We start from the raw sequence: 14,728 nt of genomic DNA, 5'->3' as shown, positions 1-14,728 counted from the left end.
TTTTAATTTTCAAAAATGAACTTTATTACATATCCAACGCAACTAAAATAGGAGATTTGCGATGTTAGTCAAAAAACTACTCACGGCAGGCATTATTGCTTTTACCACTGTAACTCTAAGCCAAACGGCTCAAGCTCACTGCGAAGTCCCCTGCGGAATTTATGACGATGGTGCACGTATAATCCAAATGCTTGAAGATGCAAAAACAGTTGAAAAAGCTACTAAAATGATGAATGAATTAGCGGGTAAAACTGACGCTCAATCGGCCAATCAAATGACTCGTTGGGTTGTCAACAAAGAGGCTCATGCTCAAAAAGTAATCACTACGATTAGCGATTACTTCCTTACTCAACGAGTGAAGTCTAGTCAAAAAGATTACACCGATCGCTTAGTAAAACATCACAGCGTTATCGTTGCCGCTATGAAAGCCAAGCAAAATGCTGACGGCAAATACGCCACTGCACTCACAAAAGCGATTATGGATCTCGTCCCATTCTACCACGTTCACCTCGAACACAGTCATTAATTAGACTACACAAAAAAGCCTTTGCGGAATCCGCAAAGGCTTTTTTGTGTTCCGATTAAAAGTTACATTAGAATATATCTATTGTTTCATCTTCCATGCCAGTATTTTTTTCCAACTTCCCTGGTTTCACAGCCGACTTCTTCTCTGCACTTGGGGGCGAATAACGGTAATAAACTGTAAGCATCAAAGAGGCCATTGCCGTTTGATAGGCTTTCCCCTGAGTACCTTTGCCTCCTGACCATGCTAATTCATGTGCCCAATAACCTTCTAAATGCTGATTCTTCATCAGTACTTTTTGAAATTTAGCATTCCAGTCTCTCCAATGCTTACCACCATGCTGAAACATCGCAAAGGTTTGGTAATACCAAGCATACATCACCCATTTTTTAGGAGCGTTCACCCAATCTAAGTGAACAAGGCCTTCTTCGTGAATGCGATCCATGATTTTATCAACATGACTATCTCCTTTGGCTGCGCCTAAAAGTTGAAGACAAAGTGCACCTGCGGCCGCTAGCCCTGCATTTCCTCTACCACTTCGGGGAGTTGATGTCCCCGAATAGGGAAATTGAAATTTTGCCATCAGTTTCATCCGTGGGATCGCTCTCTCTATAGCCTGATCAAGGCCCTCAATATCAAGCTTCGTCGATTTCAAAGCTTTTAACGCTTGGTAATTCCAAAAAGAAATCGAATTATCCCAACGTGGTCCCTGCTTATAATTATAGTCAAAATCACCTTCTTCTTTCTGCCCATTAATAAGTATTTTCGCAAATGCTTTTAATGGCGCTACTATGCTATAATTATCTGTCATTGTATAAGCTTCGGCTAGAGCGTAAACTTTTATCGCATGAGGATAGCCATGAGAAATCGCTACATCACCAGTACCCGCCACTGGACCTCCCGCATAAAAACCAAGAACTTCCTTGCTTACTTGTTCAATACCGACTCTACGAGTTTTGGTATCTAACTTGGATGGAGAAATAAGATTAGCACCAGGACTTTCACTACAGGTCCACTTAATCGCTTTACTTACAGTTTTGCCATAACGCTGTGATTTCGGCGTTTCACCATGTGCGAGAAAAGCCAATAAAGCCAAGCCCGTTACTCCACTACCACCCCAAGAACCATTAGGGCTTTGGTTTTTCGCAAGCCAATCTAAGCCTCTTAATAAACTTTCCTGAGAAGCTTCTGTAGCTTTATATTTTTGCATCGCATTAAGTCTATCTTTAAATGATCTTCTCTTCGACATCGTTTCTGATTGCACTGATGACGTAGAAGGCTTCATAGGCTCTATCCCTTCCGCTTTCTCCATGATCTCTACTGATGGTGGCCCTGCAAAATCTTCTCTTAATACGGGTAAAAACGCTTCTATATCTGTGGCTACCGGTAGCTCAAGGTTTTCAATAAGATCATTCTCGATTTCGGGCACTTCAAGCTTTTTTGGGATGGGGATCGGCTCTGGCTCTTTTAAGACTCTATCGATGGTACGAGTGACTTCCACTTTTGGATTTATTTGTCGAGGCTCACTCTTATAAAATGTAGCTGCGAAAATTAGTAAAACGTGCATACAGGTAGAAATGACTGGCCCAATCAGATTTTCTTTGAGCTGTTGCCTTTGGTAATGCGCCTGAAGCTCTAATAATTCCTCTGAATTCATGAATCTATACAAATCTTCTGGATGTTTTTGCTCAGACATATCAAGCTCCTTTTTTACTTAGCTTGATATACCCTAAGTTAAGACCTCATACTTCGCAAGCCTTTTTTGTCACTTTTGTCACTTTTGTCACTTTTGTCATATATTTCATTTATAGGAGAGGCTTAAACACAAAAAAGCCTTTGCGAAATCCGCAAAGGCTTTTTATCTAAGACATAAGTTTTTCTAGAAGATATCTATAGTCTCTTCACCACTACTAGCTTCTTTTTCTTTCTTTTTCTGCGTGGCTGATTTCGTAGCTGATTTTTTAACGGATGTAGAAGGTAAGTAACGATAATAAACCGTTAACATCAATGATGCTAAAGCTGTTTGATACGCTTTCCCTTGAGTATTCTTACCTCCAGACCATGCTAATTCATGTGCCCAATAACCTTCTGGATGCTGATTTTTCATGAGTACTTTTTGAAATTTAGCATTCCAATCTCTCCAATGCTTACCACCATGTTGAAACATTGCAAAAGTTTGGTAATACCAAGCATACATCACCCATTTCTTAGGAGAATTATCCCAATCTAATTGAGCCACTCCTTCTTTTTGAATGCGATCCATAATTTTATCAACATTACTATCGCCTTTTGCTGCTCCTAAAAGCTGAAGACAGAGTGCTCCCGCAGCAGCTAAACCTGCATTTCCTCGACCACCTTTTGGAGTCGATGTCCCAGAATAGGGAAACTGAAATTTAGCCATAAGCTTCATTCGAGGAATCGATTTTTCAACTGCCGCGTCAAGGCCATCAAAATCAAGACCCGTAGATTTCAAAGCTTTTAAAGCTTGGTAATTCCAAAATGCGATTGAGTTATCCCAACGAGGACCTTTTTTGTAGTTATAGTCAAAATCGCCTTCATTTTTTTGGCCTTTAATAAGTAATTTTGCAAATGCCTTGAGTGGACGTTCTATACTATAATTACCTGTCATTGTATAAGCTTCGGCTAAAGCGTAAACTTTAATCGCATGGGGATAACCATGAGAAACTTTCACATCTCCAGTTCCTGATGCAGGTCCAGCAGCATAAAAGCCTAAGGCTTCCTGAGTCACTTGCTCAATTCCTGCTATACGAACTTTATCATTCAGTTTAGGAGAATAAACGAGGTTAGCACCAGGACTTTTACTACAGAGCCACTGAATTGCTTTACCTACCGTTTTACCATAACGCTGGGATTTTGGTGTTTCACCATGAGCTAAATACGCCAATAAAGCCAAACCTGTCACTCCACTACCGCCCCAAGAACCATCAGGACTTTGGTTTTTAGCAAGCCAATCCAAGGCTTTCAGTAAACTTTGCTGAGCAGCTTGAGATCCACCATACTTGCGTAAGGCTGTAGCTTTTGCATTTGGTGAACGCGCACTAAACATTTTTGCTGATGTTAAAGGAGATGTCGAAGGTTTTACATCAGACATCATTTCGACATCATCCATGATTTCTGCCGCAGGTGGCTCATCACTTACTTCTTCAATTTCCGCAGATAAATCTTCTACTTCTACTGTCTCTGTAACTTCTGGATCTACTGTATCCGTCTCAGTCACCAATTCCGGTTCTGGCGGGGGTGGTGGCGGCGGCGGGGGTGGTGGCGGCTCTTCTACTAATTCTTCCGCTTTCTGGGTTACTTCTACTTGTGCATTGGCTTCTTTCGTTTCACCTGTAAAAAAGGAAGCTCCAAAAATAAGTAGTACGTGCATACATGTAGAAATTACAGGGCCGATCAAATTCTCTTTGAGTTTTTGCTTTCGGTAAGTCGCCTGAATCTCCATCAATTCTTCCGGGCTTAAGATTCCAAACGGATCTTCCGGTATTTCTTGATCAGACATAAAGTTCTCTTAGTTTGATTAATTAAATTTTATCTAAACTAAACTAGAAACAAAACTCCCGCAAGCCCTGGCTTGTCACTTTTGTCACTTTTATTGCGAACTTACAAAAAAGCCTTTGCGGGATTCGCAAAGGCTTTTTGGTATCAGACTTAGATCTAATTAGAAGATATCTATGGTCTCTTCACCACTACTTGCTTCTTTTTCTTTCTTTTTCTGCGTTGAAGATTTTTTAGTTGATGATTTTTTCACTGATGTTGATGGCAGGTAGCGATAATAAACTGTGAGCATTAATGCCGACAAAGAAGTCTGGTAAGCTTTACTGCCTAAGTTCTTTCCGCCACCCCAAGAAAGCTCATGTGCCCAATAGCCTTCTGGATGTTGATTTTTCATTAGGACTTTTTGAAATTTAGCATTCCATTCCCTCCAGTGCTTGCCTCCATGCTGAAACATAGCAAAAGTTTGATAATACCAAGCATACATACCATGCCGGCCCTTATACTCTTCATAGCCTAATTGATCGATACCTTCTTTTTGTATACGATCCATTATATTATCAACATTAGAATCGCCTTTCGCCTCACCTAAAAGTTGAAGACATAAAGCACCTGCAGCCGCTAAACCTGCATTACCACGGCCGCCTTTAGGTGCCGATGTACCAGAATAAGGAAAGTGATATTTAGCCATAACTTTCATTCGCGCCACCGATTTTACCACTGCTGCGTCAAGACCATCAAAATCAAGACCAGTTGATTTCAAAGCTTTTAAAGCTTGATAATTCCAAAAGGAAATCGAATTATCCCAACGTGGACCTTTTTTATAGTTATAGTCAAAATCGCCTTCATTTTTCTGGCCCTTAATAAGTATTTTTGCAAAAGCCTTAAGAGGACGCTCTATACTATAGTTACCGGTCATGGTGTAAGCTTCCGCTAAAGCATAAACTTTAATAGCATGGGGATAACCATGAGACACTTTTACATCTCCAGTTCCTGTTGCAGGGCCTGCTGCATAAAAGCCTAAGGCCTCTTCTGCTACTTGCTCTATACCAGCAATACGAACTTTGTCATCAAATTTCGGTGCATAAACGAGGTTTGCTCCAGGACTTTTACTACAGAGCCACTGAATGGCCTTACCTACTGTTTTACCATAACGCTGTGACTTAGGTGTTTCACCATGAGCTAAATAAGCGAGTAAAGCCAAGCCTGTCACCCCACTATTACCCCAAGAGCCATCTGGTTTCTGATTTTTAGCAAGCCAATCCAAGGCTTTTAATAAAGTCTGTTGAGCCGCTTTAGATCCACCATACTTACGTAAGGCAGTTGCTTTTGCATTTGGTGAACGCGCACTAAACATTTTTGCTGACGTTAAAGGAGATGTTGAGGGTTTTACATCAGACATCATTTCGACATCATCCATGATTTCTGCAGCAGGTGGTTCATCACTTACTTCTTCAATTTCCGCAGATAAATCTTCTACTTCTACTGTCTCGGTAACTTCTGGATCCACTGTATCCGTCTCAGTCACCAATTCCGGCTCTGGTGGAGGTGGCGGGGGTGGTGGGGGTGGCGGGGGCTCTTCTACTAATTCTTCCGCTTTCTGGGTTACTTCTACTTGTGCATTGGCTTCTTTAGTTTCACCTGTAAAAAAGGAAGCTCCAAAGATAAGTAGTACGTGCATACAGGTAGAAATAACAGGTCCGATCAAATTCTCTTTGAGTTTTTGCTTTCGGTAAGTCGCCTGAATTTCCATCAATTCTTCCGGGCTTAAGATTCCAAACGGATCTTCCGGTATTTCTTGATCAGACATAAAGTTCTCTTAGTTTGATTAATTAAATTTTATCTAAACTAAACTAGAAACAAAAATCTCGCAAGCTCTGATTTGTCACTTTTGTCACTTTTCGATAAGAATGAGTATCAAAAGTCTTTGCAAAGCCTAAATCAAATAGCTCTAAAATTGATTAACACGGGCTATTTACTGATATTATCGAGCCTTGCAGATTGCTGTAAATCTACGACGGAATCATACTCATCGACAATTTCACCCGTCAAGACCTCTAACACATCCTCTAAGGTCACAACACCTTCTACGCCGCCGAATTCGTCAACGACAACAGCTAAATGCCTACGGTTATCTTGAAAATCTTTTAAGAGCTTATCCGCAGGTGCCTGTTCAGGAACAAAGCGAACTTTGTGAATATAATTTTCTAAAGTTTGATTTTCTTGAGCATTAATAATGGCGATAAGCAATTCATTTTTATGTGCAACGCCTTTAATGTCATCAGGTCCTTCACCGACTAATACGATCCGTGTATAAGTACAGCTGATCAGACTTTCTTTTATTTCTTTTAAAGTTTGGTGAATAGAATAATAAAACATCTTGACTCTAGGTGTCATGATATCCGATGCCTTAGTATCATCTAGCTTGAAGACATTGGCAATCATCTCGGATTCATCTTCATCGATCACGCCTTCTGCTCCACCAATTTTGGCCAACATTAAAATCTCAGCTTCATCAGTCGTATTGGACAGCTCGTGTGCAGGCACAAAAAATTTAGCGACAAAATTTAGTATATGAGCTAACCATCCAAGAAGTTTCGAGGTGAGATAGAGTGGCCTAGCTATAACTAAACACACCTTAATATCGTAACGCTCACCAATTGTCTTGGGAATTATTTCAGCCCATATAATAATCACTAAGACCAATGTTGCGGAAAAAAAACCTTGCCAGACATCATCTAAGACATCGGCAGCTACGGCACCTATAACAAGTGAACCTGCTATATTGGCAATATTATTGAGGATGACCAATACCGAAATGGTATGAGTCAAATTCTCGTGAAGGGATTTCAGCGCTGACGCCGCCTTCTTATTTAAAGTATCTATCTGACTCTTTTCAACTTCTACATCAGAAACTGACAAAAAAGCAGCTTCAGACATTGATGACAAGGCCGATAAACAGACAACTAATAAAGAGAGTAAAACTAAGCTTAACAAAAGAACTCCACAGCTGATTTGCGCTCGGCGCAAATCAGCTGAATAAAAATTTAGTTAATGATGTCATCCATCTTAACTTCTTCGACTTCGCCGACTTCAGCAATGACTACGTCGTCAATAAACTCATCAACTTGATGTGATGCACGACCAATGTAATCAGATGGGTTTGTTAATGTATCTAACTTATCTTTCACTGCCGCGAAAATATCATCGCCCGCAATACGCTCTAACAAGTCATTTTCACCACCCTCTTTCATCACTTGTGCAGCCGCTACAGAATGAATTCTTACGGCTTCATGTAAATCTTGGCGATCACCACCAGCTTTAACACAAACCATAATAATATTCTCTGTTGCCATAAACGGTAAGTAGGTCATCACTCTTTTATTGATCACGTGTGGCCACACTGCCATACCATCAATAACATTTGTCGCTAAGGTCAAAATTACATCCACACCTAAAAAGGCTTCTGGAAGCGATAGACGACGATTAGCAGAATCATCCAAAGTTCTCTCAAACCACTGATTCGCGTGAGTATGTGCACCATTTTCTGTCAAACTCATAACATAACGAGCGATGGAACAGATACGCTCAGAACGCATAGGATTGCGCTTATAGGGCATTGCACTTGAACCAATCTGCTTTGATTCAAACGGCTCTTCAATTTCTTGCAAATTGGAAAGCAAACGGATATCACCCGCCATTTTAGCCGTAGATTGAGCAATGGCCGATAATTGACTAAGAACAAGGTAATCAATCTTACGGGTATAAGTTTGACCTGAGACAGGAATAACTTTTTCGAAATTCATCAATTCTGCCACACGAACATTGAGTGTTTTTACTTTTTCGTGATCGCCTTCAAACAATTCTAAGAAACTTGCCTGTGTTCCAGTAGTACCTTTCACACCACGGAAAGGAAGTGTGTCAATTCTATGACGAAGCTCCTCTAAGTCAATCAAGAAGTCTTGTAACCAAAGTGTACAACGTTTGCCCACTGTAGTGAGTTGAGCTGGCTGGAAGTGTGTAAAACCTAAAGTAGGAAGATCTTTATATTTCTTAGCTTGCTTAGCTAAAACATTGATAAGCTTAACAACTTTTTTCTCTACGAGTTCAAGAGATTCACGGATTTGAATGAGGTCAGTATTATCGCCTACATAACAACTCGTCGCACCAAGGTGAATAATTGGCTTTGCACTTGGAATCTGATCTCCCCAAGCATGGACATGAGCCATTACGTCATGACGAAGTTCACGTTCGTATTTTGCTGCTAAATCAAAATCAATATTTTCTAAATTGTCTTCCATATCCTTGAGTTGCTCATCTGTAATGGGCATATCAAGTTCTTGTTCACCTTTAGCCAAAGCTAACCATAGCTTACGCCAAGTAGAAAATTTCTTTTGTGGAGACCAAATAAAACTCATTTCCTTACTAGCGTAGCGTGCTACCAAGGGATTCTCATATCTATCTTTAGACATAATTTTTCCTTATTAATTTAAATGTTTTGGGAACTTAGCTTGAATGAATAGAAAATCTACAACGCTTAGAACATAAATTAACAGTCTTAAAAGTAATAAGTTAAACCTACACTAACGATATCAACCGACGAAGTAACCTCGGTTCCTTCTGCTGCAGGGATCTGTCTTCCATTATCCGTCACAGTATTCTCAAATCCATGTATATAAGCTGCTCCAATTTCCCATTCCTCATCTAGTCTATAGGAAAAACCACAGGAAGCATAATGCTCAATAATAATCGGAGCAAAAACATTTGAAAACGCTGCTTCACTATCTATAGGAGCTTCTCCCCATGAATAACCTCCTCTTAGTGTCCACTGCTCATTAGCTTCCCAAATTAGGCCTGTTTTGAAAATATTATGATTGCTCCATCCAAAACCTCCATCTGTCACATTATCACCCGAGGCACTAACAGAACTCCAATTCAAATACTGCCAATCAAAAGTCCATGTCAAATCTTCTTTTATCTTGAAGGCTATACCCGTCTGCAATATATTAGGCATATCTAAGGGGTGAGATGTGATATCATCATATTTCTCGAATTCTGAATGCCACACACGAGATGTATAGGACATACCGAAAGCAAAGCGATCCCACTGACGATGTACGGCTAACTGAAAGCCCGCACCAAAACTATCATCCCATTCATTATCGCCAGAAGTTTGACGGAGAGGCGCGTCAGTTGCTAGCATATCGGTTCGTACTCGTGCGTAGCTCAAATTAGGGCCAAAACCGACACGCCAACCATTATTAAATTCGTGTGCGTAAACAAGTGATAATTTATATGAATTGTATTCTAATTTACGATCGTAATTCCCAAATTGACCCGGAGTGGAACGGGAGTCTGAATAATCAGAGGAATAGCCACTATTAACAAACAAAGCTATACCATATGCTGATTTACTATCCAACTGTTCGACCATAGAGAAATGGGGGAAAAACAAGTTCCCCGTATCATCAATTTCACTCTCTATTGCATTGGGAAGACCGCCCCCGCCCATCTTAACTTCATTTTGTGGACGTAAGTACTCGAGACTAAGGTCGACTCGATTGCCCATCCCCACAATTGCTGCAGGATTTAATTTTACCCATGTGGAATCTTGGGGTGCTGCCACACCACCACCTGCTAGAGCAGCTTGATTTGTGCCCGTAGACAAAGCAACTGTTGCATACAGTGAGCCCGATAAAAAAATCATCACTCCCGCATAAAAAATATTTTTCATTTTACACCATTTGATAAAAAAAAACCGCAGACTCAAAGCCTGCGATTTTAAAAATTATTTATTTCTTACTTTTTCTTTTTTGCTGGCTTAGGTACCACAAAAAGTTTGCCGTGTGCCGCATCTAGGCTATCAACATTTGAAGAATTAATAAGTAGGTAACGCTGATCAAACCACTCCTTGAGTACTTCTGAGTCTGGAGGATTCGTTACTTGAGTGAAATCTTTAGATGGATTCCAAGCAATCGCAGCAGAGATCCTACCCATTTTGATGTAATCTTTCAATTCACGCACACTAGAACTTACGGAAACACCAATTATAGGTAACTTCGTCTCATCAAAGTCTGGAAAAGCTTCTTCTACATAACCTTTGTCTTTTTCGCTAGGAGGCATATAGAAAACTTCCATATCTTTCAGTTGATCGCGGCCATAAGGCAAAGAAGATAAAAAGACGACAACATCACATTCGGCATAAGCTTCTAAAACTGCCTGGAGTTGCTCACCAGTAACTTCTTCCATCATTTCCATTTCGTCAGGATTTTTTGTTGGTGGCGCTGGGTTGATGAATTTATGAATAGAGGCTTTACCTGCAAAACCTTCTTGTAGGTAGGACAAAGATCTTTGTAAATGCTGATTACTTCTTTCGTTATTAGTATCATAACTATGGATCACTAGAACCTTACCTGCTCCCGTCACCTTAGTTGCTAAATCTGCCGCAAGGCTATTTAGTCTAGATTTTCTGTACTGATCTTCAATTTCCACTCGATCAGGACCTGCATTAATTAGAGGGGATAGAATAGCTACCATTACAATGGCAATGGCACTAACCATTGAGATGAGTTTTGGAATTGGTTTTCTTGGATCTTGCTTAGATTTTGTGTAACCCCATATCATGCCTGTGCCGAATACGAGATAAAGTAGTAGTAGTGTGCCCATGGTTTCTCCTAACTGGTTCTTTTAAAACAATAAAATGCTGCGAGTATTGACAAGCCTCTGCGAAGCCATACAACCGTTTCATCATCGTGTGTCAATCCCCCGGAACCGGCGGAATTAATATCAATGAAGTTAAACATATCAACGCCGTTATTAACGAGAACGTGAATTAGAAAAACTGCCAAAATTGTCGCCACAATACTAAACAGGTATCTTGCAAACCCATCTTGTAATTGAAACGCCATTGGCTTTTCGTGTTTTCCTAAAACTTTTCTCATAACGCATCGCATAATTTTTTAACTATACTCCGAAGGTAAAACATTCTTATACTGTGTACAAGAGTTCTATATGACTATTATTCAATTTAAACAGATTTTTCTCCCTTTTTCTAGTTATATAGAGCTAACAAACTATATTTGACAAAATTATACAGGATTTTATGAAGTTAGAATTTTACCAGGCTGAAATAGGACAAGCACCCCAAGAGCTCCACCAAACCATCCCAAATCACCTTAGGCAACGCGGCGCCATCATCCGCTCTGTAAACTGGTTAGGGGATGCCGTCATGACTCTCCCTGCTATTTACAAAATCAAGCAAAGCCTCCCCCCGAATGCTCCCTTTATCATCTTATGTAAAAAAAACTTAGCTTCCTTTTGGCAAAGCTTTGACTGGGTCACCCAAGTCATTGCAATTGATCATAAACACGTGAAGCGGAGAGAGACCGAACTCATACGAAAAGCTAAGCCCGGCTTTGCCGTGATTTTCCCCAACTCATTCGGATCTGCAATGGACCTATTTCTTAAAGGTATTCCTTTGAGAATTGGACGCGGCGGCAGAGCAAGGAGCTTAATGCTCAATCGACGCTTACCAGGATTTTATCGAAGTCCTGGAGAAGACACCAACCATCAACTTAAAGAATACCTAGAACTTGCCTATATAAGTGGCGGACAAGGCTGGAACGATCACTTCGAACCCGCGAAGCCACAAATCAACTCGGAAAAACTTGCCGAATTAGGCTACCAAGCAGAAGCCAATACTTGGCTGAACATCGCGCCCGGTGCAGCTTTTGGCCCCGCCAAACAATGGCCCGTAAGTCATTATGCTGAGATCGCAAACTGGTGGATCGCGCAAGGTGGAAAAGTTGCTATCTTAGGAGCGCCCGGCGAGGAAACCGTCGGCAAAGAAGTTCATGACTTATCTCCACAAGCGATCAACTTAGTCGGAAAAACTAGTATCCCTGAACTTATGCATATCCTTTCTGGCTCTAAGTTCTGCGTCGTTAACGATAGCGGGGCAATGCACCTTGCCGCTAGTGTTCGTGCTCAAGGCGTAGCAATATTTGGCTCCACAGACCCATTCGCAACTGGCCCCTTAGGTGGTCGCTGGAAAATAGTCTGGACAAAGCCTGAATGTTCACCATGCCTAAAGAAAATCTGCCCATTAACAGAAAATCAGTATCACTGCCTTAGCTCAGCTAGCCCCGAGATGATCATCAACGAACTTCAAAGTCTAGACTAAATGCGTGGACAAAAGTTCAACGCTTTACCCGCTTGGGTAAAAAGACTAAGTCGTTTTGACTTAACCCTTACTATATGCACAGCATTATTGCTCTTTATTAGCGTTACGTACATTCATGGAGTCGGAGAACAAGTCCAAGGCTTCCTTGCAGATTATGGTACTAAACAAATACGATGGATCCTGATCGGCACCATACTAAGCCTCATTATAGCGGCCGTCGACTACAACTATCTCGGCCATTTCTGGTGGCAGATATACCTATTTGGTATATTCATGCTTATTGCCGTTTTATTATTTGGACAAACTATCAATGGAGCCAAAAGCTGGATCAAAGTAGGCTCAATCACACTTCAGACTGCTGAGATCGCAAAACCTACAACGATTGTAGCCCTCGCTTATTTTGCTTCACAGGCACACCGTAAGCTCAGTGAATTTTGGCACGTTATCCCTGTTATTTTTATCGGCTTTTTCCCCGCATTCCTAGTAGGGCTCCAACCTGACTTTGGTTCAGCCAGCACATTTATCCCGATTACTATTGCAGTTTTGTTTGTTGCAGGCATACGAAAACGCTACATTATCTACCCTATCATCGCCATCGCCATCATGACTCCCGCTCTATATTTCATGCTCCAAGATCACCAAAAAAAACGTATCGATGTTTTTATCCATCCGGTATCACACCCCATTGCGATTGCTCGTGCACGTAAACTTGGCGAAAAAAACGAACTTCCCATTCATTGTTTAGAAAAAATGGAACTCATGCGTAGTCCATATAAATATATCGATGAACTTATCTTGATCAAAAAGACTGCACTACAGAAAAACATCGAATATAAAAAAATACCAAAAATTCTTAGCTCATCAAGGCCAGATAAAAGCTTTTTATATGAACTCAAGAAAAACGAAATCCCCCTAACAAAAGAAGAATATTACCCAAACACCAAGGCCTTTGTCAGCTTAAAGCAGTTTTACCTAGCCGAAGGTTGGCACGCACGACAATCAATACTAAGCATAGGTAGCGGAGGCCTCAAAGGCAAAGGCATTGGCAAGAGCACACAAGTCAGGCTCGGCTTTTTACCACAAACCGTATCGACTACAGACTCCCTCTATGCTGTCATTGCTGAAGAAGGAGGTTTTATCATTGGCTCGCTTGTCATCCTGCTACAATTAGGCTTATTTGTCAGCGCACTGCGCATAGCCTGCTATGCACAAAATCCCTTTGGCAAATACATGGCCATCTCTATTGCCGTACTATTCCTCTACCACACTTACATAAATGTCGGCATGGCTATGGGCGTAGCGCCACTCATCGGAATCCCGCTCCCCTTCATAAGTTATGGCGGTTCATCAATTGTCTCAGCTTTAATTTGTATTGGAATTTTACAAAGTATTTATATACATAGAAAAGGGATTGAGTCCGCTGATAAACTAACAGAACTCAAATCTTGATGAATTTATAAAAATCATCCAAGGATTCAAGGAAATTTTCTTCTGCCTTAGCAAAAGCATCTGTTTCAGTTTGACCGGGCTTCCGACATTCTCCCACATAAGCTAAACCTTTAGCTTCAGTGAAAGCTGAATCAAGCTTAGCGACCCCAGCAATAAGACATATACTTAAATTAGAATTATTCTGATAGCGTTCACAAATGCCTCCTACAAGCTTCCCATTAAACGACGTTAAATCTAAACAGCCCTCCCCTGTCACTAAATAATTTGCTCCACTTAATACTTCATCAGCCCCACACCAATCTAAGATGGTTTCTATCCCAGGCACTAACTGCGCTCCCATCATTGCCATCGCACCCCCTCCGAAAGCTCCCGCCACTCCAGATCCTGCCACTGCTTCTACATCTTTCTTCAAGTGAGTTCGAAACAAATGTGCTAAATGCCTCAGTCCGCGATCGATCAAAACGACTTGCTCTGAACTTGCGCCTTTTTGAGGTCCAAAAACATAGGCTGCGCCAGATTTTCCTGTCATTGGATTCTGCACATCACACAGGGCTGAAATCCTAGGCCATAATTCCATATCCTTCGGCGCCACCAGAGATTCTATCTCGAGCAATGTTCCCGCACTGGGTATAAATTCTTTACCTGCTTTATCAAAAAACTTCCAGCCCAAGGCCGCCTGCTGCACCTGTCCCACCATCGCTACTTGCGCTTCCCCCAAGGGTTAATAAAATTTCCTTGACACCTGCATCTATCAAATAAGCTAAAACTTGCCCCGTTCCAAAGGTATTTGAACTCATCGGATCTTTACCATTCAAACCCAATTGCGCCAAACCCGAATCCTGGGCCATTTCTACTACCGCTCGTCCCTCCGACAGCTCAACATAAACGCCCTCACTCTGCATCGTTTTCAATGGCCCCTGAACTTCACCCATTGACAAAATTTGCCCATTGAGGTTATCTGCTAAAATCTCTGCGGTATCTTCTCCTCCGTCAGCCAAAGGCATTGCGTAGCAATCCCAGGAAGGTTCATGACAAGCAAAGAAATCTAGCGATTACTCACA

Annotated in this window: 13 protein-coding genes; 3 read left to right on the top strand and 10 right to left on the bottom strand. The window is 41.2% G+C overall.

Annotated features, from left to right (window positions below):
* Nucleotides 1-61 precede the first annotated feature (61 nt).
* Entirely contained in the window at nucleotides 62-526 is a 465-nt protein-coding gene (locus tag PQO03_RS14650; RefSeq protein WP_274153936.1) for a superoxide dismutase [Ni], read from the top strand.
* A 67-nt stretch (nucleotides 527-593) separates the two neighbouring features.
* On the opposite strand, the gene PQO03_RS14645 is transcribed toward PQO03_RS14650, so the two are convergent.
* The 8 genes from PQO03_RS14645 to PQO03_RS14610 all read right to left on the bottom strand — a co-directional run bounded on the left by PQO03_RS14645 (nucleotide 594) and on the right by PQO03_RS14610 (nucleotide 10,977).
* Nucleotides 594-2,219, bottom strand: coding sequence for a prenyltransferase/squalene oxidase repeat-containing protein (locus PQO03_RS14645; protein ID WP_274153935.1), 1,626 nt, complete (start codon nucleotides 2,217-2,219; stop codon nucleotides 594-596).
* 183 nt (nucleotides 2,220-2,402) lie between these two features.
* The gene (locus PQO03_RS14640) at nucleotides 2,403-4,043 is read right to left on the bottom strand and encodes a prenyltransferase/squalene oxidase repeat-containing protein (RefSeq protein WP_274153934.1); all 1,641 of its coding nucleotides are present in this window, start codon (nucleotides 4,041-4,043) and stop codon (nucleotides 2,403-2,405) included.
* Between the two features lie 159 nt (nucleotides 4,044-4,202).
* Complete coding sequence (locus tag PQO03_RS14635) at nucleotides 4,203-5,846, bottom strand: prenyltransferase/squalene oxidase repeat-containing protein (RefSeq protein WP_274153933.1); 1,644 nt, start codon at nucleotides 5,844-5,846, stop codon at nucleotides 4,203-4,205.
* Between the two features lie 161 nt (nucleotides 5,847-6,007).
* A complete protein-coding gene (locus PQO03_RS14630; protein WP_274153932.1) occupies nucleotides 6,008-7,033 on the bottom strand; it encodes a hemolysin family protein in 1,026 nt (341 codons plus the stop codon).
* Between the two features lie 50 nt (nucleotides 7,034-7,083).
* Nucleotides 7,084-8,508, bottom strand: a complete 1,425-nt coding sequence (gene purB, locus PQO03_RS14625; protein WP_274153931.1) for an adenylosuccinate lyase — start codon at nucleotides 8,506-8,508, stop codon at nucleotides 7,084-7,086.
* Between the two features lie 86 nt (nucleotides 8,509-8,594).
* The gene (locus PQO03_RS14620) at nucleotides 8,595-9,770 is read right to left on the bottom strand and encodes an OmpP1/FadL family transporter (RefSeq protein ID WP_274153930.1); all 1,176 of its coding nucleotides are present in this window, start codon (nucleotides 9,768-9,770) and stop codon (nucleotides 8,595-8,597) included.
* 65 nt (nucleotides 9,771-9,835) lie between these two features.
* The gene (locus PQO03_RS14615) at nucleotides 9,836-10,702 is read right to left on the bottom strand and encodes a hypothetical protein (protein ID WP_274153929.1); all 867 of its coding nucleotides are present in this window, start codon (nucleotides 10,700-10,702) and stop codon (nucleotides 9,836-9,838) included.
* A gap of 8 nt (nucleotides 10,703-10,710) precedes the next feature.
* Nucleotides 10,711-10,977 carry a hypothetical protein gene (locus PQO03_RS14610; RefSeq protein WP_274153928.1) on the bottom strand — a complete coding sequence of 89 codons (267 nt, stop codon included), beginning with the start codon at nucleotides 10,975-10,977 and terminating at the stop codon, nucleotides 10,711-10,713.
* 161 nt (nucleotides 10,978-11,138) lie between these two features.
* Between PQO03_RS14610 and waaF the strand changes: the two genes are divergently transcribed.
* Nucleotides 11,139-12,218 carry a lipopolysaccharide heptosyltransferase II gene (waaF, locus tag PQO03_RS14605; RefSeq protein ID WP_274153927.1) on the top strand — a complete coding sequence of 360 codons (1,080 nt, stop codon included), beginning with the start codon at nucleotides 11,139-11,141 and terminating at the stop codon, nucleotides 12,216-12,218.
* The gene (locus PQO03_RS14600; RefSeq protein WP_274153926.1) at nucleotides 12,219-13,667 is read left to right on the top strand and encodes an FtsW/RodA/SpoVE family cell cycle protein; all 1,449 of its coding nucleotides are present in this window, start codon (nucleotides 12,219-12,221) and stop codon (nucleotides 13,665-13,667) included.
* On the opposite strand, the gene PQO03_RS14595 is transcribed toward PQO03_RS14600, so the two are convergent.
* Both PQO03_RS14595 and PQO03_RS14590 read right to left on the bottom strand, forming a co-directional pair.
* On the bottom strand, nucleotides 13,657-14,385 hold the full coding sequence (locus PQO03_RS14595; protein WP_274153925.1) for a glycerate kinase: 729 nt from the start codon (nucleotides 14,383-14,385) through the stop codon (nucleotides 13,657-13,659). The two genes, PQO03_RS14600 and PQO03_RS14595, sit on opposite strands and share 11 nt — an antisense overlap.
* Nucleotides 14,318-14,671, bottom strand: a complete 354-nt coding sequence (locus tag PQO03_RS14590) for a glycerate kinase (RefSeq protein ID WP_274153924.1) — start codon at nucleotides 14,669-14,671, stop codon at nucleotides 14,318-14,320. Before PQO03_RS14590 ends, PQO03_RS14595 begins: the two co-directional genes overlap by 68 nt.
* Nucleotides 14,672-14,728: the final 57 nt, after the last annotated feature.

Source organism: Lentisphaera profundi, assembly GCF_028728065.1.
GTDB lineage: Bacteria > Verrucomicrobiota > Lentisphaeria > Lentisphaerales > Lentisphaeraceae > Lentisphaera > Lentisphaera profundi.
This window is presented reverse-complemented; position numbering and strand designations above follow the sequence as displayed.